Here is a 25,919-nt window from a genome sequence, read left to right as displayed (position 1 = left end):
CCTGCGCACTCCGATCGCGCATGACTGCCGTTTTTTCGTGCACTGATTTTGACCATTCAGTCCACATTTTCATCCTCAAATCCAGCAACCATTACGCAACACATTAATAACAAAACCCTTTTTAAAACTGGCATTACCTTTGCTTTATTTCTTCTGCGAGGTGGTTCGGGGAGAGGCAGGATGCCACACCGCGCGATTTCATCTTCCATGACGACAGAGAGGTAGTTATGAAAATCGGTGTTTTCGTTCCCATTGGTAATAACGGCTGGTTAATTTCCACCCATGCACCGCAGTATATGCCTACCTTCGAACTGAATAAGGCGATTGTGCAGAAGGCCGAGCACTACCATTTCGACTTCGCGCTCTCCATGATCAAACTACGCGGCTTCGGAGGGAAGACCGAGTTCTGGGATCACAACCTGGAATCGTTCACCCTGATGGCCGGTCTGGCAGCGGTGACGTCGAAGATAGAGATTTATGCCACCGCCGCGACGTTGACGCTCCCTCCGGCCATCGTCGCCCGCATGGCCTCGACTATCGACTCTATCTCCGGCGGACGTTTTGGCGTGAATCTGGTGACCGGCTGGCAAAAACCGGAATATGACCAGATGGGGATCTGGCCCGGCGACGAATACTTCGCCAGCCGCTATGACTACCTGACTGAATACGTTACGGTTCTGCGCGATCTGTGGGGCACCGGGCGCAGCGATTTTAAAGGTGATTACTTCACCATGAACGACTGCCGGGTTAGCCCACGGCCCTCGCAGCCGATGAAGGTTATCTGCGCCGGGCAAAGCGACGCCGGAATGGCATTCTCCGCCCAACACGCCGACTACAACTTTTGCTTTGGCAAAGGGGTTAATACCCCCGCCGCCTTCGCGCCCACCGCCGCACGTATGATGCAGGCGGCGGAAAAAACCGGTCGCGACGTCGGCTCCTACGTGCTGTTTATGGTGATCGCCGACGAAACCGACGAAGCGGCCCGCGCTAAATGGGAACACTACAAGGCCGGCGCGGATGACGAGGCGCTGGCATGGCTGACCGAACAGAGCCAGAAAGATACCCGCTCCGGCAGCGATACCAACGTCCGCCAGATGGCCGACCCCACCTCCGCGGTCAACATCAATATGGGCACCCTCGTCGGCTCTTATGCCAACGTCGCCCGTATGCTCGATGAGGTGGCGGCGGTCCCCGGTACCGACGGCGTACTGCTGACCTTCGATGATTTCCTGCAGGGCATTGACGCCTTCGGCGAACGTATTCAGCCGCTGATGCGCTGCCGTGACCACATTGCTCCCATTAACCGCGAGGTGGCCTGATGATGATTACCCTTCCCGCTCGCCCGGAATCGCTGACCTTGTCGCCGCAGCACAGCGCGCTGATCGTGGTCGATATGCAAAACGCCTATGCAAGCCAGGGCGGATACCTGGATCTCGCCGGTTTTGACGTCTCCGCCACCCGGCCGGTTATCGATAATATTAATCTCGCGGTGGCCGCCGCCCGCGCCGCCGGCATGTTAATCATCTGGTTCCAGAATGGCTGGGACGAACAGTATGTGGAAGCCGGCGGTCCCGGCTCGCCGAATTACCATAAATCCAACGCGCTGAAGACCATGCGCCAACGTCCCGAACTGCAGGGTAAATTACTGGCGAAAGGCGGTTGGGATTATCAACTGGTTGATGAATTGCGGCCGCAGGAGGGCGATATCGTCCTGCCGAAACCGCGCTACAGCGGTTTCTTCAATACCCCGCTCGACAGCATTTTACGCAGCCGCGGTATTCGCCACCTGGTGTTCACCGGCATCGCCACCAACGTCTGCGTCGAATCGACGCTGCGCGATGGCTTCTTCCTCGAATACTTCGGCGTGGTGCTGGAAGATGCTACCCATCAGGCAGGCCCCGCCTTCGCGCAACAGGCGGCGTTGTTCAACATTGAAACCTTTTTCGGCTGGGTCAGCGATGTCGGTAGCTTCTGTCGTGCCATAGAAGGCGCCGCCCCGCTCGCTTTTACCGAGGAGAAACGCTATGCCTAAACAGGTGATTATTCCCCCCGGCACCGCTACGCCGATTGCCCCCTTTGTTCCTGGGACGCTCGCCGACGGGGTGGTATATGTCTCCGGCACTCTGCCGTTTGATAAGCAAAACAATGTGCTCTACCCCGGCGACCCAAAAGCGCAAACCCGTCACGTGCTGGAGATTATCAAAAGCGTTATCGAAACGGCGGGGGGCAGCATGGCGGATGTGACCTTCAACAGTATCTTTATCACCGACTGGCAAAATTACGCCGCGATTAACGAGGTCTACGCTGAGTTTTTCCCCGGTGATAAACCGGCGCGTTTCTGTATTCAGTGCGGGCTGGTGAAACCCGATGCGCTGGTGGAGATTGCCAGCGTCGCCCATATCGGTACTCCAACATGATGAGGCTCAATATTGCCCCGCCGCCGTGGCCCGGCGCGCCGGTGGTGGTGCTGAGCGCCGGTCTTGGCGGCGGTGGCGCGTACTGGCTGGCGCAGCGGGCGGCGCTGGCACAGCATTATCAACTGGTGTTCTATGACCATAACGGTACCGGGGAGAACCGCGGCCCGTTGCCGGAAAATTACAGCATGGCGACGATGGCGCAGGAGCTGTTCAGCGCCCTGCAGGCGGCGGGCATCATGCGCTTCGCGCTGGTTGGCCACGCCCTGGGGGCGCTGATTGGGATGCAGTTAGCGCTCGACTATCCGCGCGCGGTCCGCGCGCTGGTGCTGGTTAACGGTTGGCTAACCCTTTCCCCGCATACCCGCCGCTGCTTTCAGGTTCGCGAACGCCTGCTGCATGCCGGCGGCGCTCAGGCGTGGGTCGAGGCTCAACCGCTGTTTCTCTATCCGGCGGAGTGGATGGCGGCCCGCCTGCCGCGTCTCGAAGCTGAAGACGCGTTGGCCATTAGCCATTTCCAGGGCAAGGAGAATTTACTGAAACGGCTGCAGGCCCTGAAACAGGCGGATTTTTCGCGCCGCGCGGCGGCTATCGCCTGCCCGACGCTTATCATCAGCGCCGCCGACGACCTGTTGGTACCCGCCTCCTGCTCGCGAATGCTGCAGGCGTCTATCCCCAATAGCCGACTCGTGGAAATGGCCTGGGGCGGCCACGCCTGTAACGTTACCGACAGCGAGACGTTTAACCCCCTTTTATGCGACGGACTGGCGGCCCTGCTGCCGGTCGCCGAGGAGAATATATGAGCGAAGCAATCAACCAAAAGGCTTGCGAGACACTATTCACCCACGCCCGAACCTACAACGGCTGGCGCGAACAGGCGGTTAGCGATCGGCAGCTGCAGGAGATTTACGACTTGATGAAAATGGGGCCGACCTCGGCCAACTGTTCACCGGCGCGAATCGTTTTTGTGCGCAGCGCCGAGGGCAAAGCGAAACTCCGCCCAACGCTCTCCAGCGGCAATATGGAAAAAACCATGCAGGCGCCGGTCACCGCCATCGTGGCCTGGGATAGCGCGTTTTACGACCGCTTGCCCGCGCTGTTTCCCCACGGCGACGCCCGGAGCTGGTTTACTTCCAGCCCGCATCTGGCCGAGGAAACCGCCTTTCGCAACAGCTCGCTGCAGGCGGCGTATCTGATTTTCGCCTGCCGCGCGCTGGGCCTCGACACCGGTCCGATGTCGGGGTTCGACCGCGAGAAAGTCGATGCGGCGTTTTTCGCCGACAGCGGCTGGAAAAGCAATCTGCTGGTGAATATCGGCTATGGCGACCCCGACAAACTGTACGACCGGCTGCCGCGCCTGAGCTTTGATGAAGCCTGCCTGCTGGCATAAGGAGACAGTAATGAACGTAGCGGATCAACACAGTTTTCGTGACGCCATGGCTCATGTCGGCGCGGCGGTCAACATCATCACCACTGAAGGGCCTGCCGGGCGCGCCGGTTTTACCGCCAGCGCAGTATGCAGCGTAACCGATACCCCGCCGACGCTGCTGGTATGTCTCAACCGTTCGGCGTCAGTCTGGCCGGTATTCAGCGAACATCAAACCCTTTGCGTCAATACCCTCTCGGCAGGGCAGGAGACATTATCGAATACTTTTGGCGGCAAAACCCCGATGGCGGAACGTTTCGCCGCCGCCGACTGGCAAACCGGCGCGACCGGCTGCCCGCGGCTGAAAGAGGCGCTGGTCAGTTTTGACTGCCGCATCGACCAGCGGCTGCAGGTCGGCACCCATGACATTCTGTTTTGCCAGGTCGTGGCCATCACCCGCCAACAGGAACCGCGAGGTTTGATGTGGTTTGACCGCAGCTACCACACGCTTATGCGGCCCGTTTGTTAACCTCTCACCCGGGATATCATCATGGCACTCTTCAATTTTCCTCGCTGGCAGTTGACCTCCCCCGCCACGGATGCCGGCGTTGTCGCCCCGGATGAACGTCTATCCGCCGGGCAAACGCTGATCATGGGCGTTCAGCACGCCGTGGCAATGTTTGGCGCAACCGTATTAATGCCTTTATTGATGGGACTTGATCCGAACCTGGCTATCCTGATGTCGGGAGTGGGCACTCTGCTGTTCTTTGTCGTCACCGGCGGCCGGGTACCGAGCTATCTTGGCTCCAGCGCCGCCTTCGTCGGCGTGGTCATCACCGTGACCGGCTTTACCGGTCAGGGGTTGAATCCTCATCTCAGCATCGCCCTCGGCGGTATTATCGCCTGCGGGTTGCTCTATACCCTGATCGGTCTGGTGGTGATAAAAATCGGCACCGGCTGGATAGAGCGTCTGATGCCGCCGGCGGTAACCGGCGCGGTGGTGATGGCGATCGGTCTTAACCTGGCGCCGATTGCCGTGCACAGCGTTTCCGCCAATGCCTTCGACAGCTGGATGGCGATGCTGACGGTGCTGTGTATCGGCGCCGTCGCGGTGTTTACCCGAGGACTGCTGCAGCGTCTGCTGATCCTGATGGGGCTTATTATCGCCTGTGCGCTCTATGCGCTGCTGGCCAACGGATTCGGTCTTGGCAAACCGCTGGATTTTGCCCCTGTCGCTCAGGCGGCATGGTTTGGGGTCCCGCACTTTACTTCGCCCACCTTTGACACCCAGGCGATGCTGCTGATTGCGCCGGTGGCGATTATTCTGGTGGCGGAAAACCTGGGGCATTTGAAGGCCGTCGCGGGAATGACCGGGCGTAATCTGGATCCCTGGATGGGGCGCGCGTTTGTCGGCGACGGGCTGGCGACCCTGCTTTCCGGCGCCTGCGGCGGTAGTGGCGTCACCACCTATGCGGAGAATATCGGCGTCATGGCGGTAACCAAAGTCTATTCAACGCTGGTGTTTGTCGCCGCGGCGCTGATCGCCATCCTGCTCGGCTTTTCGCCCAAGTTCGGCGCCCTGATTCATACGATCCCAGGCCCGGTAATAGGCGGCGCGTCAATCGTGGTTTTTGGTTTGATTGCGGTCACCGGGGCGCGGATATGGGTGCAGAATCGGGTCGATCTCAGCCAGAATGCGAATTTAATCATGGTGGCGGTGACGCTGGTTCTGGGCGCAGGCGATTTTACCTTGTCGTTGGGGGGCTTTCGCCTGGGCGGGATTGGCACGGCGACTTTCGGCGCTATTCTACTGCATGCGTTGCTTAACCGCCGCCAGCATCAGGAAAAGGTGGCGAAAGCCACTACGGTATAACGTGAGTATTGGTTCGCCCCGGCGGCGCGGCTGCCGGGGCGAAAATTAGGGCTCGCGCCGATCCGCGAGCTCTGGTGCTTCCTCCGCCACGATCTGCGGCCGCGATTTTTTCTTCCACTTCAGCTCGCTGACCAGCACCCCGGCGAGAATAAACAGACAGCCCACCAGCGCCAGCAGCGGCAGACGCTCGCCGGCGATACGACCAAACACGCCAGCCCAAACCGGCTCGCCGGTGTAAATCAGCGTCGCCCGCGTCGGCGATACGCTACGCTGCGCCCAGTTCATGGTGACCTGAATAATGGCGCTGAAAATCCCCAGTCCCAGCGCGACGGCCAGCAGTTCCGGGCGCATCGGCGGGATAGACTCCCCTGCCGGGCCCATCGCGGCAAAAGCCACCAGCGAGGCAGTCGCCAGCTGTACCACCGTCACCCGGCGCACATCGACCTGACGCGCCCACGCGCTGATTAAAATGATCTCGGCAGCGATAGCCACCGCGCTTGCCAGGGTAATCATTTCGCCAATCCCCAAAGCCAGCAGGTTGTTTTCCGGCCCCGCCAGCAGGATCAGCCCGATAAACGCCAGCACGATGCCCACGCAGGACATGACGCCGGGCATGCGCCCCAGACACAGCCACTGCAACAGCGGCACCAGCGGCACATACATGGCGGTAATAAACGCCGATTTACTGCTGGAGATGGACTGTAAGCCCCAGGTTTGCAGGCTGTATCCGAGCGCAATCGCTACGCCAATCGCCACACCGGCCTTAACCTCAAGCCAGGTCAGGCCGCGTAGCGTACGCAGCGACAGTAGCGCCACCGCCAGCGCGGCGGTGGCGAAGCGCAGGCCGACGAAGAAAAACGGCCCGCTAAAGCTCACGGCGTATTGTACGGCAAGAAAGGTACCGCCCCAGAACATGGTGATCACAATCAGGATCAGTTCCTGCGGCGTTATCGAGAGTTTGAGCGAAGACATGAGGCGACCAATAGCAAAATATAGCTAATCAGTTTCGCAGGCGCTTCAGGCTAAAAGCAACACTCATTGACAAAAAAACCGCCGACATACGTCGGCGGCGAGGGTGATGCGGCAGGGTCGGGGGAGATTAACACCGCATCATTAAAGACAGTCCCGGCTAGCTATTGCGATTACCGTGACTATTTTTACCCCCTTTTTTGCCAGCTTCCGAGGCGCGTTGAGGATCGTTTTTAAAGTTCCCCCCGCTGTGCTGGCCACCTTTACGACCTGCTTCTGATGCTCTGGCACGATCTTCGGCAAAGTTGCCGGAACCGCCACGATGGTTTGCCATTACTGACCTCCATTGGGTTTGACATCATATTGCATTAGGTGAGTTCAGGGCCTAAGCCCCCGCGACATATGGCATGGCCATTATGCATCGCGTGCTTATAAGCGTAGTAAATGAAACTCATTCCCTGGAAAAATAGTCACATCCCGCAACATTTAATCGTTAAAACCAGACGCCAGCCGCCAGCGCAACCGCTAAGCATTTCTTCTCAGAGCTGAAATCAGCCCTGCGTAAAATGTATCTATTTGCTACGAGGTATGTTGCAAATTAATCTTTGCCATTTTGTTATAAATCAAACAAATGTTTGTTGGATTTGCACTCTGCGCCACAGGTCTTATCTTTATAGATAGCCAGTCGTTTGGCTGGACAACTACGCAACCGAGGAGTGATGCAAATGGCTAAAATTCTGGTGCTTTATTATTCCATGTATGGACACATCGAAACCATGGCTCATGCCGTTGCCGAAGGGGCAAATAAAGTTGACGGCGTTGAGGTGGTTGTGAAGCGCGTGCCGGAAACTATGCAGGCTGAAGCGTTTGCCAAAGCAGGCGGGAAAACACAAAATGCGCCCGTCGCCACGCCGCAGGAACTGGCGGAGTATGATGCCATCATCTTTGGTACCCCTACCCGTTTCGGCAATATGTCGGGACAGATGCGCACCTTCCTGGATCAGACCGGCGGCCTGTGGGCGTCTGGCGCGCTGTATGGCAAAGTCGCCAGCGTCTTTAGTTCAACCGGTACCGGCGGCGGCCAGGAGCAGACAATTACCTCAACCTGGACTACCCTTGCCCATCATGGGATGATCATTGTGCCGATTGGCTACGGCGCGCAGGAGCTGTTTGATGTCTCCCAGGTGCGCGGCGGCACGCCGTATGGCGCAACCACCATCGCAGGCGGCGACGGCTCCCGTCAACCAAGCCAGGAAGAGCTGGCTATCGCTCGCTATCAGGGTGAACACGTCGCCAATGTGGCTGTGAAATTACACGGCTAACCTTTAACAGGAGGAGTTGCATGCCGAACCAAGAAGCGAAGGCCCACCACGTGGGCGAATGGGCAAGCTTACGTAATACCTCTTTGGAAATCGCCGAAGCCATTTTCGAACTCGCGAATTACGATGAAAAGCTGGCGGAGAAAATTTGGGAAGAAGGCAGCGATGAGGTGCTGTCGCGAGCTTTCGCCAAAACCGACAAAGACAGCCTCTTCTGGGGCGAACAGACCATCGAACGTAAAAACGTCTGATAGCTCAATTGCGCGGGCATAGCGCCCGCGCTCATTCATCACCCGGATTGCTCCGGGTTTATTGTTCTATTTTGCCGCCTCGTTCATGACCTTTTTGAACGTCTCCAGCGGGCAGAATCCCTGATCATCTACCGGACAACCGTTAAGCGCCAGCGTGACCCGCTGCGGCGGGGATTGCAGGCTCAAGGCGTCCGCGTTGCGCAGCTGTTCAGTGCTTTGATAGACATACTCAATCTTCATTAAATCGCGATTGCTGCCGCTATCGTGCCAGCGCTGGAACAGCAGCTTGCCGCCGATGGGGGTGCGCTCATACTGGCCCGGTAACTGGTAGGGTTTAAAGTCCAGCGCCGTCAGCAGCGAAGCGATATTGGAATCATGCCCGACCAGCAGCGTTACCTTCGCCTTACCGGCGCCATCGCCCACCAGCGCATTATCAATATATTTGACCAGCGGCTTAGCGACGTTGCGCGCCACTTCCGCGGAAGTAAACAGGCTGTCCTGATAGCCGTTTTTCAGCTTCGACAACACCTGCCACTGCTTATCGCTGGCAATTTCGCCCCACGCCACCTGATCCTTCGGAAAACCTTCGTAGTACTGCAAGGTGAAGGCGTCGACCAGCGAGTTGCCGACCTTCAGCGGCCCGGAGACGCCCGGCTCCTGCTGATATTTGGCGCTAAAGGTATCTTTACCGTCGCTAAGCGAGCAGACATGCTTTTCTTTACAGGATGGCGAATTGCGATAGTCGGTCATCTCTTCCAGCAGCTTGTAGCTCTCAGCGAGCTGCATCCCCTGACGCTCTTTCTCCATCGCCTGCACCGCTTTTTGCGCGAATTCGGCTGAATCATCGGTAATGACCGGATTGAAAGTAGGATCCATGGTTCCCATCTGCGGCTGATGATGCACAGGCACCCCGCAGCCCGGGAAAGCGCCGGTGATAAAGAACTGCGCGGTTGCAACGGTGCGCTGCAGGCTATTGGCGTAGGCGTAAACCGCATTTTCCGGCGGACACTCGCCGCTGGTCACCAGCTTCTGCTGCGCCAGCCACTCACGCATATAGTGACCCATGTAGACTTCCAGCACGCCGCCTTTGGTGGTCAACTGACCGCCTGGTACATCCCACTGCGGCCAGGATTTCGGCGTCGACTGCTCAAGTACGCTGCCATTATTGGCCAGCGGCGCGCGCAGGTTATGGCGGCTCATGATCAGCACCTGTTGCAGCTGATAGCCCTCTGGCGCAACGGCGTCCTGCGCCTGCACGCCGGCGGATAACAATACAGCCCCGGCCACTGCGGCAGCGAGTAGACTTTTTTTCATCCCTTCATCCTCAGTCATTTATTATCATCGCCATCATTGTGACGGATTTATGACATTTTTGCGGGCAATGGCTCACAAACTGAGGCGTCGGTCGCTTTTTTAGCGCTTCAGCCGGTCGCCATAATCGCGCATCCATTCCGCCAGCGGTTGCAACGCGCTGCGCATCGACAGGCCCAGCGGCGTTATCTGGTACTCCACACGTGGCGGTATTTCAGCGTACACCTCGCGGGAGACCAACCCGCGCTGTTCGAACAAGCGGAGCTGCCGGGTCAACTCTTTTTGAGTGATCGGGGCCGCCGCCCGCAACAGTTCGCCAAATCGCACCGGTTCATTAAGCACGATCAGCCGATATAAAATCGGAATCGCCCATTTCCCGGCGATCAGATTAACGAAATCCGTCATCGGACAAGGTTGTGGATCAAATTTTTTTTGCGCCGCCCGCGCAGTCTTTACCGTCATTGCACACCTCTTTGCGCATTAGTATCCATTTGGTACCTGGTATCCTTTGGATACTAAATTTTTTATAGTGCCTTTTCCACCCCGCACATTGGAGTTTCACAGATGGCACGTTTAGCAGGTAAATATACGCTGATTACCGGCGGTACCAGCGGTATTGGGTTAGCCACCGCGCAAGCGTTTATCGCCGAAGGGGCGAAAGTGGCAATCACCGGTCGCAATCCTGACGCCCTTGCACAGGCACAGGCGCAATTAGGGGAAAACGGCTGGGCCATCGCAGCGGATGCCGGCGATATTGTCGGACAGCGGCACCTGGCACAAGTAATTAGCCAACGCTGGCCACAGCTGGATGCGGTATTTATCAATGCAGGGGACGTTACCCATGGCGCGATTAGCGACTGGACGCCCGCGCAGTGGGATCAACTGATGAACATCAACCTGAAAGGACCGTTCTTCCTGCTGCAGGCACTGCTGCCGCTGCTGGCGAATCCGTCATCGGTCATCCTTTGCGGATCGGTAAGCGCCCATATCGGGCTGCCCGCCAGCAGCGTGTACGCCGCCAGTAAAGCTGGAATATTATCGCTGGCGCGCACGCTGTCAGCGGAGCTGCTGTCGCGGGGAATTCGCGTCAACGGCCTGAGTCCCGGCCCGGTTCGAACTCCGGCGCTGAACAAACTTGGGCTCGGCGCAGATGCGCTGCAGGCGTTACAGGAAGAGATTAAAGCACTGGTACCCCTGGGCCGGATGGGCACGCCAGAAGAGCTGGCGAAAGCGGCGCTGTACCTGGCGTCGGATGAATCAAGCTACGTGGTAGGAACCGAGCTGCTGGTTGATGGCGGCACCGGCAACTTGTAAATCCGGAAGGCGGCGCTTATTCCGGTAAGGGTACCGCCGCCAGCGTACAAATCGCTTCATGTTCGCCGCCCCGGCGATCGACCATAACGACTTTATCGCCGGCTTTTTTTCCTTCACAGGGTTTAAGCACCTGCTCGACGATTCGTTCGCGAACCTGTTGGCTTTCCGACTGTGCCCAACAGGCAAAAGTCGTCAGCATTAGCGCCGAAGCAAACAGGCCAGCGGTACTGTTTTTAAACATGCATTACTCTCAGAAAATTCTCATTCAACGATTAGCGTACCAGCCGCAATCCCGTCCGTCTGTAAAATGACTTAACGGAGTGTTACGTCAGACGCTAAGGCGCTCACAGAGCGCCATCAACACATTAACACCATCAATACTTTAACATAATGAGCCATGGCTGATGCCTTTGGCACTTTTAGGTCATCTTTCGGAAACATCCCGATGTTATCGTCTTCGTGAGGCGTTATTTTTTCTTCTGTTTAAACAAATCATTAGGTTAATTTATGTCGGGTTTTGTGCTCTTTATCGTGGCGATTGCTCTACTGGGAGTCGCCGTTTACAGTCTGGTGTCCTATATCAAAGAACGTCGCGCCGCTCAGCTGCCAACCGATAAAAAAAAGAAATAATTCCCCTTTGCCAATCTTTACACCTGGGCTGCGTAACAAACAGAGAAGGCAGGCTTAGCGCCTGCCTTCTCTCCTGCTATCACTAAAAGTTAAGACTCCCAGGCCTGTTCCGCCTTTGTTGCATCAAACTGCGGCGGCGGTTTACGGAAACGGCGGGTCAGGTAAGTGAGATAAAGCAATCCCAACGCCGCCCAAACCAGGCCCAGCGTCAATGAGGTCGCCTCGAGGTTCAACCACAGCACCCCCACGGTTAATGCGCCGACCATCGGCAACAGTAGGTAGTGGAAGCGATCTTTCCAGGTTTTGTTATAACCCTTGCGCCGCCAGAAGTGGTTGTATACCGAGAGATTGACGAAGGTAAAGGCCACCAGCGCGCCGAAGTTGATTAGCGCCGTCGCGGTCACCAGGTCGAAGAACAGCGCCGACAGCGCGACGATGCCCACCATAATCACGTTGAGCGCAGGGGTTCGCCATTTCGGATGCACATAGCCGAAAATGCGCTCCGGGAAGACGTTATCGCGGCCCATCACGTACAGCAAGCGCGACACGCTGGCGTGCGACGCCAGGCCCGATGCCAGGGTATTAACAAAAGTGGTGCACAGGAAAATCGACTGGAACAGCTTGCCGCCGACGTAGAGCGCAATTTCCGGCAGCGCGGCGTCCGGATCTTTAAAGCGATGGATATCCGGGAAGAACAGCTGCATAAAGAACGAGGCGACGATAAAAATAATGCCGCCGTACATTGCGGTAAGGAAGATGGCCTTCGGGATCACCCGCGCGGCATTCGGGGTTTCTTCTGAAAGCGTGGTAACGGCGTCAAAGCCGAGGAAAGAGAAGCAGACAATCGTCGCGCCGGTAATAATCGGAATCAGATGCGCATTCTCGCTGATGAACGGCTGCAGCGACCAGACGGTACCCACACCCTCGCCTTTATGCAGCCCTTGTACCACCAGAACCACAAACACCACCATGATGGAGATCTGCACCAGCACGAACAAAGTATTGAAGTTGGCCACCAGGTTGACGCTTTTCAGATTCGCCGCGGTCAGAATGGCGACAAAGGTCACCACCCACACCCACGGCGGCACTTCCGGAAACAGCGCGGAGAGGTAGATCTTCGCCAGCAGGACGTTAATCATCGGCAGGAACAGATAGTCCAGCAGTGAGGACCAGCCGACCATAAAACCGATGTGCGGGCTAATTGATTTTTGCGCATAGGTGTAGGCCGAACCCGCTTCCGGGAACTGGCGCACCAGCTTGCCGTAGCTGATGGCGGTGAATAGCACCCCAGCCAGCGCCAGCAGATAAGAGGCTGGAACGTGGCCATTACTGATGCCGGAAACGATGCCGAAGGTATCAAACACCGTCATGGGGGTCAGATAAGCCAGCCCCATCATCACCACTTGCCACAGTTTGAGCGATTTACGCAGACGCGGTTTTCCCGCCTGAGCGGCGTTTTCTGCAGGAAGATTAGCAGCCATGACGCATTCCCCCCATGCCGACGACAGTTTGCGGGCACAAAGACCGGGTAACAAACCTGCTTAGCAAGGGGGTAAGACGTAAATAAAAGGGTAAGACGGACCGATGAACGGCGGTAAGTTGGCATCCAATGCGGCCAAAGAGGCCCCCTTCTCCCTGCGGATATTTGAACATCTGCATCATCTCATTTCCTCGTCACACACTGTGTCGTTAACTGAAGCCCCGTTGCCGCCTGCGCTCCTTAACGCGACATCCGGGAAATGGCTGGGCTCCCAGCAAAAAGGACGACCAGGCTCCGCTCAGGCCGTATGATGCTACTGATTAAACTAATGCGCCCCTTACGGGGCGAACATCAGGCGTTTTTCAACATCCACTCAATTTCTGTTTCTGTGATAAGACGCTCAAACTGCAGTAACTCATCATTCTTACAGGCGTGGTAAACGTGGCAGAAACGCTCGCCAAGACGCTCCCGCAGATGATCGTTTTGCATAAACTCCCACAGCGCGTCGCTCTGGCGGATCGGGAACGGCAAGCCTTCTTGTTCCAGACCGTTACCTTCCACCTCTTCCTGCAGCGGCAGCGGATTATCCAGGCCGTGCAGGATGCCGGCGAAAATCGCCGCCATCACCAGATACGGGTTGGCGTCCGCCCCGGCTACGCGGTATTCAACGCGGTGGTTATGTCGATCGCCGCACGGGATACGCAGCGCTACCGTACGGTTGTTATGCCCCCATGACGCCTGCGTCGGCACATACATGCCCGCCTGGAAGCGACGATACGAGTTTACGTTCGGCGCCAGCAGCGCCATCGACGCCGGCATCAGGTCAATCATCCCGGCCAGCACGCGTTTCAGCAGGGCTGAATCCTCGCCGTCCGCATCCGCCAGCACGTTTTCACCCTTATTGTTTTGCATGCTGATATGGATATGCATCCCGCTACCCGCATGCTCTTCATAAGGTTTCGCCATAAAAGTGGCGTGCATCTTATGCTTCTCCGCCATTAAACGCACGAGACGTTTTAATGCCAGCGCATCATCGCACGCATCCAGCACGTTATCGGTGTGGTGGAGGTTGATTTCGAACTGCCCCGGAGAGGCTTCAGCCACCGCGCCATCCGCCGGGATCAGCTGTAACTGGGCCAGTTCATCAATATCATTCAGTACATCGGCAAAATGGTTGAGGTTATCAACGGAATAGACCTGGCTTTGGGTATTGCGGTCGTCGGTGCCGGGCGCGCACGGCGGCTGCAGGTAGCCTTCGGCATCGCGTTTGCGATCGAGTAAATAGAACTCCAGCTCTACCGCTACCACGGGGAACAATCCGCGCTGGCGGAGCTGCTGCCAGAGGCGGTTGAGTACGTTCCGCGGCTCAACGTCAAAGGGAGCGCCATCTTCATCAACCATGGTCAACAAGACCTGGCCGATGTATTCCGGATCGGCGGCCGAAGGGGTCAACGTACCTAATACCGGGACGCAGCTGCGGTCCGGTTCGCCCATATCCTGGCCAAGCCCGGCCTCTTCCACCACGTTGCCGAGAATATCCATCGCGAAAACGGACGCCGGGAAGTAGCAGCCTTTCTCCAGCTTGCTGAGGCTGGCGACCGGAATGCGTTTGCCGCGGAAGCAGCCGTTAAGGTCTGTGAGGAGTACATCGACGTACTGAGTGTTGGGGTAGGTTTCGAGGTAGCGCTTCACTTCTTTAGCGAACGCGCTTACCCGTCTCTCTTCCGTCTGCTGAACAAAATTCTCAACTTCTACGATATTGGTTTCCATGATTCACCGCCGTTGTTTTAGTTTTCGGACCCTGACTGAAAACGTCAAATATAATGTCCACCCTTCGAATGTGTATGCAAACAAAATGTTTGTCAAATGTTAAATTAAGTTTGCAAACGGCTATTTCCACTGCTAGATTGAGAAAATATTGAACGATATGGCCGTTTATCAGTCACTGGCGGTCATAATTTAGTCCACTTTGTGAGGGCGATCATGGAAAATATAATGTACAAGCCAGTTATTGGCGTCGTGATGTGTAGAAACAGGCTTAAGGGTCACCAGACCCAGACTCTGCAAGAAAAGTACCTGAATGCCATTGTTAACGCTGGCGGACTGCCGATTGCCCTGCCGCACGCGCTGGCCGAGCCGGAACTACTGGATGCGTTAGTCGATAAACTGGACGGGATCTACCTGCCAGGCAGCCCCAGCAACGTGCAGCCGCACCTTTATGGTGAAAACGGCGATGAGCCTGACGCCGACCCCGGGCGTGATCTTCTGAGCATGGCGCTAATTAACGCCGCGCTCGAAAGGCGCATCCCCATTTTCGCCATCTGCCGAGGGCTGCAGGAACTGGTTGTCGCCACTGGCGGGACTCTGTATCGTCGTCTGTTTGAACAGCCGGAACTGCTGGAGCATCGCGAAGATCCTGAACTACCGGTGGAGCAGCAGTATGCGCCGTCCCACCAGGTGGAGGTGCAGGAAGGAGGTTTACTTTCTCAGTTAATACCGGGCTGCAACACGTTTTGGGTAAACTCGCTACACGGCCAGGGCGCAAAAACGCTGGGTTCGCGTCTGCGCGTGGAGGCCCGTTCACCGGATGGGCTGGTTGAGGCGGTCAGCGTCAACGACCACCCTTTCGCGCTGGGCGTACAATGGCATCCTGAATGGAACAGTAGCGAATACGCCCTGTCGCGTATGTTGTTTGATGGTTTTATCACCGCCTGTCAGAGCCATGTCGCCGAAAAGCGGCGGCTCTGACCACTACAGTTAAGGAAATGCAAATATGAGCGATGACGGACTGGCGCCAGGGAAACGTCTGTCAGAGATCCGCCAACAGCTGGGTCTTTCACAGCGTCGTGCCGCCGAACTGTCTGGGTTAACACATAGTGCCATCAGCACCATAGAGCAGGACAAAGTCAGTCCTGCCATCAGTACGCTGCAAAAGCTGCTGAAAGTATATGGGCTGTCGCTCTCGGAATTCTTTTCTGAACCCGAAAAGCCGGATGAACCGCAGGTCGTCATTAATCAGGACGACCTTATCGAAATGGGGAGTCAGGGCGTTTCAATGAAACTGGTTCATAACGGAAATCCGAACCGTACGCTGGCGATGATTTTTGAAACTTACCAGCCTGGGACCACAACCGGGGAGAGAATAAAGCATCAGGGTGAGGAGATAGGCACCATACTGGAAGGTGAAATCGTGCTGACGATTAACGGTCAGTCGTACCACCTGGTGGCTGGACAGAGCTATGCCATTAATACCGGCATCCCTCATAGCTTCAGCAACACCTCGGCAGGTATCTGCCGCATTATCAGTGCCCACACCCCCACCACATTCTAATTTCTTAGCCTGAGCAGGTTTCAGGCTTTCTTCAGGCCTGTCGCGGCGGATGTAATATTTCCGCCGCGGCGAAGAACTCGCAGTAATAATACCTGCGCAGCGCGGAAATCTTATTTCCTGCTGGCCCAAAGATAATTAACGCCAGTGAATGGCGAAGAGACGGTTTTCTACCCCGGGGACGCCCTGCGCCCTGAGCAGCCTGAAAACGCCGAACCCTATATTTTGCCGATGATGTTTTTAAGGAGTCATGATGAATTTTCAGCACCTGGCTTACTGGCAGGAAAAAGCGAAAAACCTGGCCATTGAAACGCGCTTATTTATTAACGGCGAATATTGCGCCGCGGCCGATAATACCACCTTCGAGACTATCGACCCTGCCGCGCAGCAGACATTAGCGCAGGTCGCCCGCGGTAAAAAAGCCGACGTCGAACGGGCAGTGAAAGCCGCGCGCCAGGCCTTTGATAACGGCGACTGGTCGCAGGCCTCCCCGGCCCGGCGTAAAGCGGTTCTCACGAAATTTGCCGACCTGATGGAAACCCATCGTGAAGAGCTGGCGCTGCTGGAAACGCTCGATACCGGCAAACCGATCCGCCACAGCCTGCGCGACGATATTCCCGGCGCCGCCCGCGCCATTCGCTGGTACGCCGAAGCGCTGGATAAAGTCTATGGCGAAGTGGCGCCCACCGGCGGCAACGAGCTGGCAATGATCGTTCGTGAACCGATTGGCGTGGTGGCCGCGATAGTCCCCTGGAACTTCCCGCTGCTGCTGGCCTGCTGGAAACTCGGTCCGGCGCTGGCGGCAGGCAATAGCGTAATCCTCAAACCCTCGGAAAAATCGCCGCTTACCGCCCTGCGTCTGGCAGGGCTTGCAAAAGAAGCCGGACTTCCGGACGGGGTGTTAAACGTGGTCAGCGGCTTTGGCCACGAGGCCGGGCAGGCGCTGTCGCTGCATCCTGACGTTGAAGTCATCACCTTCACCGGATCCACCCGTACCGGCAAACAGCTGCTGAAAGACGCCGGCGACAGCAACATGAAGCGCGTGTGGCTGGAAGCCGGCGGCAAGAGCGCCAATATCGTCTTCGCCGACTGTCCGGATCTGCAAAAAGCGGTCAACGCCACCGCCGGCGGTATCTTCTATAACCAGGGACAGGTCTGCATCGCCGGCACCCGCCTGCTACTGGAAGAGAGCATCGCCGACGAGTTCCTGACGTTGTTGAAAGCGCAGGCGCAAAACTGGCAGCCGGGTAATCCGCTCGATCCCGATACCACCATGGGGATGTTAATTGATAACGCCCATGCCGACAGCGTGCACAGCTTTATCCGCGGCGGTGAGGCCAAAAGCACGCTATTCCTCGACGGGCGGAAAAATCCGTGGCCAGCCGCCGTCGGCCCAACCATTTTCGTCGATGTCGACCCGTCCTCAACCCTCAGCCGCGAAGAGATCTTCGGCCCGGTGCTGGTGGTCACGTGCTTCAAAAGCGAAGAACAGGCGCTGCAACTGGCCAACGACAGCGACTACGGTCTCGGCGCCGCGGTGTGGACCCGCGATCTGTCGCGCGCCCACCGCATGAGTCGCCGCCTGAAGGCCGGCTCGGTCTTCGTCAACAACTACAACGATGGTGATATGACCGTCCCGTTCGGCGGCTATAAGCAGAGCGGCAACGGGCGCGATAAATCGCTGCACGCGCTGGAAAAATTCACCGAACTGAAAACCATCTGGATTGCTCTGGAGTCTTGATCATGACTGAACATACCACTAGCTACTACGCCGCCAGCGCCAACAAGTATGAACCGTTCCCAACGCTGGAGGAATCAATCAACTGTGACGTCTGCGTCGTCGGCGGCGGTTACACCGGCCTCTCCTCGGCCCTGCATCTGGCCGAAATGGGCTACGACGTAGTAGTGCTGGAAGGCGCGCGTATCGGCTTCGGCGCCAGCGGCCGCAACGGCGGACAGCTGGTTAACTCTTATAGCCGCGATATCGACGTTATTGAGAAGAACTACGGCCCGGATGCGGCCAAAATGCTCGGCAGCATGATGTTCGAAGGCGGCGATATTATTCGCGAGCGCATCCAGCGCTACCAGATCCAGTGCGATTACCGCCCAGGCGGCCTGTTTGTGGCCATGAACCATAAGCAAATGGAAACGCTGGAAGAGCAAAAAGCCAACTGGGAGCGCTACGGTAATACCCAACTGGAACTGCTCGACAGCCATGCCATTCGTCGCGAAGTAGACAGCGACCGCTACGTCGGCGCCCTGCTCGACCACAGCGGCGGCCATATTCACCCGCTGAACCTCGCCATCGGCGAAGCGGACGCCATTCGTCTTAACGGCGGCCGGGTGTATGAGCAGTCGCCGGTGACCCGAATTCAGCACACCAGCCCGGCGGTGGTCAGTACCGCGCGCGGCCAGGTAACCGCGCGCTACGTGATCGTCGCCGGTAACGCCTATCTCGGCGACAAGCTTGAACCGGAGCTGGCAAAACGCAGCATGCCGTGCGGCACTCAGGTCGTGACGACCGCTCCGCTGTCGGAAGACTTAGCCCGCTCGCTGATCCCGAAAAACTACTGCGTGGAAGATTGTAACTACCTGCTGGACTACTACCGTCTTACCGGCGACAACCGCCTGCTGTACGGCGGCGGCGTGGTCTACGGCGCCCGTGACCCGGACGACGTAGAGCGGCTGATTATGCCGAAGCTGCTGAAAACCTTCCCGCAGCTGCAGGGGGTGAAAATTGACTACCGCTGGACCGGCAACTTCCTGCTGACCCTGTCACGTATGCCGCAGTTCGGCCGTCTGGATAACAATATTTACTACATGCAGGGCTACAGCGGTCACGGCGTGACCTGTACCCATCTGGCCGGACGCTTGATTTCAGAACTGCTGCGCGGCGATGCCGAGCGCTTCGATGCCTTCGCCAAACTGCCGCACTACCCGTTCCCGGGCGGGCGCAGCCTGCGAATTCCTTTTACCGCCATGGGCGCCGCCTACTACAGCCTGCGCGATCGCCTTGGGGTCTGATTTGCCGTTCGGTTCCGTGATTAACTTTTGCTAAAGGGTGTTTATTATGAGCAACAATGAATTCCATCAGCGTCGTCTTTCCGCTACCCCGCGCGGCGTGGGCGTTATGTGCAACTTCTTTGCCCAGAGCGCGCAAAACGCCACCTTGACCGATGTCGAAGGCAATGAATATATCGATTTCGCCGCCGGCATCGCGGTGCTGAATACCGGCCATCGCCATCCGCGGATGGTCGCCGCGGTTGAACAGCAGCTACAGCAATTTACCCATACCGCCTATCAGATCGTGCCTTATGAAAGCTATGTGTCGCTGGCGGAGAAGCTCAACGAACTGGCGCCGGTGAAAGGCCCGGCAAAAACCGCCTTCTTCTCCACCGGCGCGGAAGCGGTCGAAAACGCGGTGAAAATCGCCCGTGCCCATACCGGACGCCCCGGCGTTATCGCCTTCGGCGGCGGTTTCCATGGCCGTACCTATATGACGATGGCGCTAACCGGTAAGGTCGCGCCGTACAAACTGGGCTTCGGGCCGTTCCCCGGCTCGGTATACCACGTGCCGTACCCGTCAGCGCTGCACGGTATCAGCACCGCCGATTCGATTACCGCCCTTGAACGCCTGTTCAAAGCCGATATCGAAGCCAAACAGGTGGCAGCGATTATTTTCGAACCGGTACAGGGCGAAGGCGGCTTTAACGTCGCGCCGAAAGAGCTGGTTGCCGCAGTACGCCGCCTCTGCGATGAGCACGGCATCGTGATGATTGCCGATGAAGTACAGAGCGGCTTCGCCCGCACCGGTAAATTGTTCGCCATGGATCACTATGCCGATAAACCGGATCTGATGACGATGGCTAAAAGCCTGGCGGGCGGCATGCCGCTTTCCGGCGTGGTCGGTAACGCGCAGATCATGGATGCCCCGGCGCCGGGCGGCTTAGGCGGCACCTACGCCGGCAACCCGCTGGCGGTGGCGGCCGCGCATGCAGTGCTGGATATCATTGATAACGAAGCGCTGTGCGAGCGCGCGCAGTTCCTCGGCGAGCGCCTGCTGGCGACGCTACAGGAAGTTAAGGGCTGGTGTCCAGCGCTGGTGGAAGCGCGCGGCGTGGGTTCGATGATCGCCGCCGAGTTCTTCGATCCGGCGACCGGCGAACCGTCGGCGGCGATTGCGCAGAAAATCCAGCAGCAGGCGCTGGAGCAAGGCCTGCTGCTGTTGACCTGCGGTCAGTATGGCAACGTCATTCGCTTCCTCTATCCGTTGACCATCCCGGATGCGCAGTTCTCCCGCGCGCTGACGATTCTGCAGAGCGTCACGCGTCTGTAACGCCCTCCGCCGGCGGCGCTGGTCGCCGGCTGTTTTCCTCGCTGCTGACGATACATTGCTGGGGATAGTGCTGCTGAAAATAGTGGCGTAGAAACTCCACGGTGGTGCGAATTTTGGCTGAGGTCGCCAGCCGCGACACGTAGACCGCCCAGACGTTGGCGGGCTGAAAGTAGTCAGGCAGCACGTGCACCAGATGGCCGCTGGCGATATTTTCACTGACATCCCACCAGGAACGTAACGCAATGCCCTGCCCATCCAGACACCACTGATGCACAATCTCTCCATGGTTGGAGGAGAGCGGCCCGGTCACCTTGATCGCGTGCTGACCCTCTTTGCTGTGCAACTGCCAGACGCCAAACGGATGGTCGCGCTCTTTGATCACCAGGCAGGGTAAGGTAGCCAGATCGCTAAGCTGCTTCGGTTGCGGATAGCGGGCAAGAAACTGCGGCGACGCGCAGAGAATACGATGGTTGGTCGCCAGCTTGCGGGCAATTAGATTCGGCGCGATATCATCGCCGACGCGAATATCGAGATCCACCCCTTCATTGACTAAATCCACCAGCCGGTCCTGGACATCGAAGCGCAGCTCAAGTTGTGGGTACTGGCGCGCCAGCGCCGACAGCGCGGGGGCCACCACCCGACGGCCAAAACCGAAGCTGCTAATAATACGCAGCGTTCCCTGCGGTACCTGACGCACGTCGGAAAGCTCGTCCATCATCTCATCCACATCCTGCAGAATGCGCTGCGCCCATTCGTAGATCCGCTCCCCTTCTTCGGTAATGGTGACCCGACGAGTGGTACGGTGCAGCAACATCACATTCAGGGTTTGCTCCAGCAGCGAAACCCGCTTGCTGACGAACGCCGGTGAGACGCCAAGCTCCTCGGCGGCGGCAGCAAAACCGGCCCGGCGAGCGACCAGCATGAACACGCGTAAATCATTTAGCAGCGGCAGATTATTCATGATCTGTGTTTTATGTTTCACCAGTTAGCGTGATTAATTATGAACCAGTCAATTATAGGATAGGCAGGTGGTCAAACATCATCGCTAAAAAGTGAGAACCGGAATGAAAAAAACCTGTCGTATTGCCGCCATCCCCGGTGACGGAATTGGTAAAGAAGTTCTGCCTGAAGGTATTCGCGTGCTGCAAGCCGCCGCGCAGCGTTGGGATCTGTCGCTGAGCTTCGAACAGATGGAGTGGGCAAGCTGCGAATATTACGCCCATCACGGCAAGATGATGCCGGACGACTGGCGCGAGCAATTGCAGGGCTTCGATGCTATCTATTTCGGCGCCGTCGGCTGGCCGGATACCGTCCCCGACCATATCTCCCTGTGGGGATCGCTACTGAAGTTCCGCCGTGAGTTCGATCAGTACGTCAACCTGCGTCCGGTGCGCCTGTTCCCCGGCGTCCCCTGCCCGCTGGCGGGTAAAAAGGCCGGCGATATCGATTTTTACGTGGTGCGCGAAAATACCGAAGGTGAATATTCCGCCCTCGGCGGTCGCGCCAATGAAGGCACCGAGCATGAAGTGGTGATTCAGGAGTCGGTCTTCACCCGCCGCGGCGTTGACCGGATCCTGCGCTACGCCTTTGAGCTGGCGCAAAGCCGCCCGCGCAAAACGCTGACCTCCGCAACCAAATCTAACGGTCTTGCGATCAGCATGCCCTACTGGGATGAGCGCGTGGAAGAGATGGCCAAAAGCTATCCCGAAATTCGCTGGGACAAGCAGCATATCGATATTCTCTGCGCCCGCTTCGTGCTGCAGCCGGAACGTTTCGACGTGGTCGTCGGCTCCAATCTGTTTGGCGATATTCTGTCGGATCTCGGCCCGGCCTGTACCGGCACTATCGGTATTGCGCCGTCGGCTAACCTCAATCCCGAGCGCGCCTTCCCGTCGCTGTTCGAACCGGTTCACGGGTCGGCGCCGGATATCTACGGTAAAAATATCGCCAACCCGATCGCTACCGTTTGGGCCGGGGCGATGATGCTCGATTTCCTCGGCAACGGCGATGAGCGCTACCACGCCGCGCATAACGGTATTCTGGCAGCGATAGAACAGGTGATCGCCAGCGGGCCGAAAACTCCGGACATGAAAGGCACCGCCTCAACGCAGCAGGTCAGCGACGCTATCTGCAAGGCCATTTTGGCGTAATTACCCGGCCGCTCCCCGGTCGCGCTGCGCTTACCGGGGCTACAATGGCACGAGAATATCGCCCGATCGCGTAGCCCGGGTAAGGCGTAGCCGCTACCCGGGAAAACTCGCGCCAACTCCCCTCTCTCCTCTGAATGCAGAATCCCCCACGATTGACAAGTGAAGCGCATCACAGCGGCGAACTTTATTCATTCCCGAAAGGAAAGAACCTGCGCCAATTCACCTTTTATTATTTCCGTTCCGTGTTTTATTGCTTCACGAATCGGCCAATTGTTTAATTCATGTAACGAAGAAATAATCCAATTGTTAATAGCATTTTACTACGAACCCTGACCCTACAGCGTGATAACAACGACAGGCTAAAGCCACCGACGGGCAACCGTGCCCAGGAGATCACTCATGTTGAGCAACGTAAAGAAAAAAGATGTGCCGCTGATTGTCATCAGTCTCGCGGCCATTGTTTTCATCGCCGCTACATTAAGTCTCTTCCCCCAGCAAACCGCGCAGGCGGCTAATTCGATTTTTAACGGCGTTACCCGCCTGCTGGGTTCCGCGGTACAAGTGCTGGTGCTGCTGGCGCTGGGACTGGTGTTGTATCTGGCCACCAGCAAATACGGCAATATCCGGCTCGGCGAAGGCAAAGCCGAGTACAGCACTCTCTCATGGCTGTTTATGTTTATCTGCGCCGGGCTCGGCTCCTCTACGCTGTACTGGGGTGTTGCCGAGTGGGCTTATTACTACCAGACCCCTGGCCTGAATATTGCGCCGCATTCAGCAAAAGCGCTGGAATACAGCATCCCGTACTCTTTCTTCCACTGGGGTATTAGCGCGTGGGCGACCTACACCCTCGCCTCGCTGATCATGGCCTATCACTTCCACGTGCGGAAAAACAAAGGCCTCAGCCTCTCCGGGATCATTTCGGCGATCACCGGCGTCAATCCGCAGGGCTTCTGGGGTCGTCTGGTTGACCTGATGTTCCTGATAGCCACCGTCGGCGCGTTAACCATTTCGCTGGTGGTCACTGCCGCCACCTTCACCCGCGGCCTGTCAGCACTCACCGGACTGCCGGATAACTTCACCGTCCAGGCGTTTGTGATCCTGCTCTCCGGCGGTATTTTCTGCATGAGTTCGTGGATTGGCATCAACAACGGCCTGCAGCGTCTGAGCAAAATGGTCGGCTGGGGGGCGTTCCTGCTGCCGTTGGTGGTATTACTGGTTGGCCCGACCGAATTCATCACCAATAACATCATCAACGCCATCGGTCTGACGACCCAAAACTTCCTGCAGATGAGCCTGTTTACCGACCCGCTCGGCGACGGCGCCTTTACCCGCAACTGGACCGTCTTCTACTGGTTGTGGTGGATCTCCTATACCCCTGGAGTGGCGATGTTCGTCACCCGCGTCTCCCGCGGACGTAAGATTAAAGAGGTGATCTGGGGGCTTATCCTCGGCAGCACCGTCGGCTGCTGGTTCTTCTTCGGGGTGATGGAAAGCTATGCCATGCATCAGTTCGTCAACGGCGTGATTAACGTGCCGCAGGTCATGCAGACCCTCGGCGGCGAAACCGCCGTCCAGCAGGTGCTGATGTCGCTGCCGGCGGGCAAGCTGTTCCTCGCCGCCTATCTGTTCGTGATGATTGTTTTCCTCGCTTCGCACATGGATGCGGTGGCTTACACCATGGCGGCGACCAGTACCCGTAACCTGCGCGAAGGCGAAGATCCGGATCGCGGCATGCGCCTGTTCTGGTGCGTGGTGATAACCCTCATCCCGCTATCGATTCTGTTTACCGGCGCTTCGCTGGAAACCATGAAAACCACCGTGGTGCTAACCGCCTTACCGTTCCTTGCCATTTTACTGATCAAGACCGGCGGCTTCGTACGCTGGCTAAAACAGGACTACGCCCACGTGCCTGTGCATCAGATAGAAACCCATACGCCCGAGCCGATCGTTAAAGCCGAGACGCTGCCGGTTGGCGCGGTACTCAAAGGCGACGGCCAGTCGCTGTAAAAAACGCTTACTGACAATAATCACAAGGTGACCCTACATGAGCAATTTAAGCCCTGACTTTACCCTGCCGATTAACTTTTGCGCCAATCCGCAGGACGCCTGGACCATTCCGGCCCGTTTTTACACTGACAGCCAGGCGTTTGAGCACGAGAAAGAGCGTATCTTCGCCAATAGCTGGATTTGCGTCGCCCACGGCAGCGAAGTCGCCAGGCCGAACGATTACATTACCCGAGAGATCATCGGCGAAAATATCGTTATCGTCCGCGGGCGCGACAACATTCTGCGCGCCTTCTATAACGTCTGCCCACACCGCGGCCACCAGTTGCTGAGCGGCGAGGGTAAAGCCAAAAACGTGATTACCTGCCCCTATCACGCCTGGGCCTTCAAGCTGGACGGCAATCTCGCCCACGCCCGCAACTGCGAAAACGTGGAGAATTTCGATAGCGATAAGGCAACGCTTGTGCCGGTTCGCCTTGAAGAGTATGCCGGCTTTGTGTTTATCAATATGAACCCGCAAGCGGAGAGCGTGGAAACGCAGCTACCGGGGCTGCAGGACAAAGTGCTGGAAGCCTGCCCGGATGTGCATGAGCTGAAACTGGCGGCGCGCTTTACCACTCTTACCCCGGCGAACTGGAAAAATATCGTCGATAACTATCTGGAATGTTACCACTGCGGCCCGGCGCACCCGGGCTTCTCGGATTCCGTGCAGGTTGACCGTTACTGGCACACCATGCACGGCAAATGGACGCTGCAGTATGGCTTCGCCAAACCGTCCGAGCAGTCATTTAAATTCGAAGAAGGCACCGACGCCGCGTTTCACGGCTTCTGGCTGTGGCCGTGCACCATGCTCAACGTCACGCCGATCAAGGGCATGATGACCGTCATTTATGAATTCCCGGTGGATGAAGAGACCACCCTGCAGAATTACGACATCTATTTCACCAACGAAGAGCTGACCGACGATCAGAAAGCGCTGATTGAGTGGTATCGCGACGTGTTCCGCCCGGAAGATTTGCGCCTGGTGGAAAGCGTGCAGAAGGGGCTGAAGTCCCGCGGCTATCGTGGACAGGGACGGATTATGGCGGATAACAGCGGCAGCGGGATCTCCGAGCACGGGATCGCCCATTTCCACAATCTGGTCGCCCAGGTGTTCCAGCCGTAATTGTTGAAG

At 57.4% G+C, this 25,919-nt stretch carries 27 protein-coding genes; 19 read left to right on the top strand and 8 right to left on the bottom strand.

The window, feature by feature from the left end:
* Nucleotides 1-227 precede the first annotated feature (227 nt).
* Genes rutA through rutG form a run of 7 tightly spaced genes read left to right on the top strand, consistent with a single transcriptional unit; the run spans nucleotide 228 to nucleotide 5,653 of the window.
* Nucleotides 228-1,319 carry a pyrimidine utilization protein A gene (gene rutA, locus PGR29_RS10985; protein ID WP_213317058.1) on the top strand — a complete coding sequence of 364 codons (1,092 nt, stop codon included), beginning with the start codon at nucleotides 228-230 and terminating at the stop codon, nucleotides 1,317-1,319.
* 2 nt (nucleotides 1,320-1,321) lie between these two features.
* Complete coding sequence (gene rutB / locus PGR29_RS10980) at nucleotides 1,322-2,032, top strand: pyrimidine utilization protein B (RefSeq protein ID WP_316424650.1); 711 nt, start codon at nucleotides 1,322-1,324, stop codon at nucleotides 2,030-2,032.
* Nucleotides 2,025-2,417, top strand: coding sequence for a pyrimidine utilization protein C (gene rutC, locus PGR29_RS10975; protein ID WP_020079164.1), 393 nt, complete (start codon nucleotides 2,025-2,027; stop codon nucleotides 2,415-2,417). The genes rutB and rutC overlap by 8 nt, the downstream gene beginning before the upstream one ends.
* Nucleotides 2,414-3,217 (top strand): pyrimidine utilization protein D, encoded by an 804-nt coding sequence (rutD, locus tag PGR29_RS10970; protein WP_316424523.1) that lies wholly within the window; start codon nucleotides 2,414-2,416, stop codon nucleotides 3,215-3,217. The genes rutC and rutD overlap by 4 nt, the downstream gene beginning before the upstream one ends.
* Nucleotides 3,214-3,804, top strand: coding sequence for a malonic semialdehyde reductase (locus tag PGR29_RS10965; RefSeq protein WP_213317056.1), 591 nt, complete (start codon nucleotides 3,214-3,216; stop codon nucleotides 3,802-3,804). Before rutD ends, PGR29_RS10965 begins: the two co-directional genes overlap by 4 nt.
* 10 nt (nucleotides 3,805-3,814) lie before the next feature.
* The gene (gene rutF / locus PGR29_RS10960; protein ID WP_087858038.1) at nucleotides 3,815-4,309 is read left to right on the top strand and encodes an NADH-dependent FMN reductase RutF; all 495 of its coding nucleotides are present in this window, start codon (nucleotides 3,815-3,817) and stop codon (nucleotides 4,307-4,309) included.
* Nucleotides 4,310-4,330: 21 nt separating this feature from the next.
* Nucleotides 4,331-5,653, top strand: a complete 1,323-nt coding sequence (rutG, locus tag PGR29_RS10955) for a pyrimidine utilization transport protein G (protein WP_316424521.1) — start codon at nucleotides 4,331-4,333, stop codon at nucleotides 5,651-5,653.
* A 45-nt stretch (nucleotides 5,654-5,698) separates the two neighbouring features.
* Here rutG and PGR29_RS10950 read toward each other — a convergent pair whose 3' ends face one another.
* Together PGR29_RS10950 and PGR29_RS10945 are read right to left on the bottom strand one after the other, a co-directional pair.
* Nucleotides 5,699-6,625 carry a DMT family transporter gene (locus PGR29_RS10950; RefSeq protein WP_113374225.1) on the bottom strand — a complete coding sequence of 309 codons (927 nt, stop codon included), beginning with the start codon at nucleotides 6,623-6,625 and terminating at the stop codon, nucleotides 5,699-5,701.
* A gap of 157 nt (nucleotides 6,626-6,782) precedes the next feature.
* On the bottom strand, nucleotides 6,783-6,956 hold the full coding sequence (locus PGR29_RS10945; protein ID WP_015367250.1) for a general stress protein: 174 nt from the start codon (nucleotides 6,954-6,956) through the stop codon (nucleotides 6,783-6,785).
* A 391-nt stretch (nucleotides 6,957-7,347) separates the two neighbouring features.
* Here PGR29_RS10945 and wrbA point away from each other — a divergent pair, with 391 nt between their 5' ends.
* Together wrbA and PGR29_RS10935 are read left to right on the top strand one after the other, a co-directional pair.
* Entirely contained in the window at nucleotides 7,348-7,944 is a 597-nt protein-coding gene (wrbA, locus tag PGR29_RS10940) for an NAD(P)H:quinone oxidoreductase (protein WP_015367251.1), read from the top strand.
* A gap of 20 nt (nucleotides 7,945-7,964) precedes the next feature.
* Entirely contained in the window at nucleotides 7,965-8,192 is a 228-nt protein-coding gene (locus PGR29_RS10935) for a YccJ family protein (protein ID WP_015367252.1), read from the top strand.
* 66 nt (nucleotides 8,193-8,258) lie between these two features.
* On the opposite strand, the gene agp is transcribed toward PGR29_RS10935, so the two are convergent.
* Nucleotides 8,259-9,506 carry a bifunctional glucose-1-phosphatase/inositol phosphatase gene (gene agp, locus PGR29_RS10930; RefSeq protein WP_045396982.1) on the bottom strand — a complete coding sequence of 416 codons (1,248 nt, stop codon included), beginning with the start codon at nucleotides 9,504-9,506 and terminating at the stop codon, nucleotides 8,259-8,261.
* 99 nt (nucleotides 9,507-9,605) lie between these two features.
* Nucleotides 9,606-9,965, bottom strand: a complete 360-nt coding sequence (locus PGR29_RS10925; protein WP_087858043.1) for a winged helix-turn-helix transcriptional regulator — start codon at nucleotides 9,963-9,965, stop codon at nucleotides 9,606-9,608.
* Between the two features lie 102 nt (nucleotides 9,966-10,067).
* Between PGR29_RS10925 and PGR29_RS10920 the strand changes: the two genes are divergently transcribed.
* Complete coding sequence (locus PGR29_RS10920; protein WP_087858044.1) at nucleotides 10,068-10,817, top strand: SDR family oxidoreductase; 750 nt, start codon at nucleotides 10,068-10,070, stop codon at nucleotides 10,815-10,817.
* A gap of 16 nt (nucleotides 10,818-10,833) precedes the next feature.
* Here the strand turns inward: PGR29_RS10920 and PGR29_RS10915 are convergent, their stop codons facing one another.
* On the bottom strand, nucleotides 10,834-11,058 hold the full coding sequence (locus PGR29_RS10915) for a hypothetical protein (protein ID WP_087858045.1): 225 nt from the start codon (nucleotides 11,056-11,058) through the stop codon (nucleotides 10,834-10,836).
* Between the two features lie 266 nt (nucleotides 11,059-11,324).
* On the opposite strand from PGR29_RS10915, the gene PGR29_RS10910 reads away from it, so the two are divergent.
* Nucleotides 11,325-11,447: a small membrane protein gene (locus PGR29_RS10910; RefSeq protein WP_072251592.1), complete on the top strand. Its 123-nt coding sequence runs from the start codon at nucleotides 11,325-11,327 to the stop codon at nucleotides 11,445-11,447.
* 89 nt (nucleotides 11,448-11,536) lie between these two features.
* Here the strand turns inward: PGR29_RS10910 and PGR29_RS10905 are convergent, their stop codons facing one another.
* Together PGR29_RS10905 and PGR29_RS10900 are read right to left on the bottom strand one after the other, a co-directional pair.
* A complete protein-coding gene (locus PGR29_RS10905; RefSeq protein WP_087858046.1) occupies nucleotides 11,537-12,928 on the bottom strand; it encodes an APC family permease in 1,392 nt (463 codons plus the stop codon).
* 350 nt (nucleotides 12,929-13,278) lie between these two features.
* Nucleotides 13,279-14,697 carry a glutamine synthetase family protein gene (locus PGR29_RS10900; protein ID WP_045396993.1) on the bottom strand — a complete coding sequence of 473 codons (1,419 nt, stop codon included), beginning with the start codon at nucleotides 14,695-14,697 and terminating at the stop codon, nucleotides 13,279-13,281.
* A 225-nt stretch (nucleotides 14,698-14,922) separates the two neighbouring features.
* On the opposite strand from PGR29_RS10900, the gene puuD reads away from it, so the two are divergent.
* From puuD to puuE, 5 genes are all read left to right on the top strand, one after another.
* A complete protein-coding gene (gene puuD, locus PGR29_RS10895; protein WP_161798760.1) occupies nucleotides 14,923-15,675 on the top strand; it encodes a gamma-glutamyl-gamma-aminobutyrate hydrolase in 753 nt (250 codons plus the stop codon).
* 25 nt (nucleotides 15,676-15,700) lie between these two features.
* Nucleotides 15,701-16,258, top strand: a complete 558-nt coding sequence (puuR, locus tag PGR29_RS10890) for an HTH-type transcriptional regulator PuuR (protein WP_002898590.1) — start codon at nucleotides 15,701-15,703, stop codon at nucleotides 16,256-16,258.
* A gap of 250 nt (nucleotides 16,259-16,508) precedes the next feature.
* Nucleotides 16,509-17,996: an aldehyde dehydrogenase PuuC gene (gene puuC, locus PGR29_RS10885; RefSeq protein WP_316424520.1), complete on the top strand. Its 1,488-nt coding sequence runs from the start codon at nucleotides 16,509-16,511 to the stop codon at nucleotides 17,994-17,996.
* Between the two features lie 2 nt (nucleotides 17,997-17,998).
* Nucleotides 17,999-19,279 (top strand): NAD(P)/FAD-dependent oxidoreductase, encoded by a 1,281-nt coding sequence (locus PGR29_RS10880; RefSeq protein WP_045397003.1) that lies wholly within the window; start codon nucleotides 17,999-18,001, stop codon nucleotides 19,277-19,279.
* Between the two features lie 46 nt (nucleotides 19,280-19,325).
* Nucleotides 19,326-20,591: a 4-aminobutyrate transaminase gene (puuE, locus tag PGR29_RS10875; protein ID WP_045386357.1), complete on the top strand. Its 1,266-nt coding sequence runs from the start codon at nucleotides 19,326-19,328 to the stop codon at nucleotides 20,589-20,591.
* Here the strand turns inward: puuE and PGR29_RS10870 are convergent.
* Nucleotides 20,578-21,573: a LysR substrate-binding domain-containing protein gene (locus tag PGR29_RS10870; RefSeq protein ID WP_271032328.1), complete on the bottom strand. Its 996-nt coding sequence runs from the start codon at nucleotides 21,571-21,573 to the stop codon at nucleotides 20,578-20,580. The genes puuE and PGR29_RS10870 overlap by 14 nt on opposite strands.
* Nucleotides 21,574-21,655: 82 nt before the next feature.
* Here PGR29_RS10870 and PGR29_RS10865 point away from each other — a divergent pair, with 82 nt between their 5' ends.
* From PGR29_RS10865 to yeaW, 3 genes are all read left to right on the top strand, one after another.
* Nucleotides 21,656-22,741 (top strand): tartrate dehydrogenase, encoded by a 1,086-nt coding sequence (locus PGR29_RS10865; protein WP_087858052.1) that lies wholly within the window; start codon nucleotides 21,656-21,658, stop codon nucleotides 22,739-22,741.
* Nucleotides 22,742-23,140: 399 nt separating this feature from the next.
* The gene (locus PGR29_RS10860) at nucleotides 23,141-24,748 is read left to right on the top strand and encodes a BCCT family transporter (protein WP_213317049.1); all 1,608 of its coding nucleotides are present in this window, start codon (nucleotides 23,141-23,143) and stop codon (nucleotides 24,746-24,748) included.
* Between the two features lie 37 nt (nucleotides 24,749-24,785).
* A complete protein-coding gene (gene yeaW / locus PGR29_RS10855) occupies nucleotides 24,786-25,910 on the top strand; it encodes a carnitine monooxygenase, oxygenase subunit YeaW (protein ID WP_032711373.1) in 1,125 nt (374 codons plus the stop codon).
* Nucleotides 25,911-25,919: the final 9 nt, after the last annotated feature.

This window comes from Klebsiella sp. 141203 (genome assembly GCF_032601985.1).
GTDB classification, from domain to species: Bacteria; Pseudomonadota; Gammaproteobacteria; order Enterobacterales; family Enterobacteriaceae; genus Klebsiella; species Klebsiella aerogenes.
This window is presented reverse-complemented; position numbering and strand designations above follow the sequence as displayed.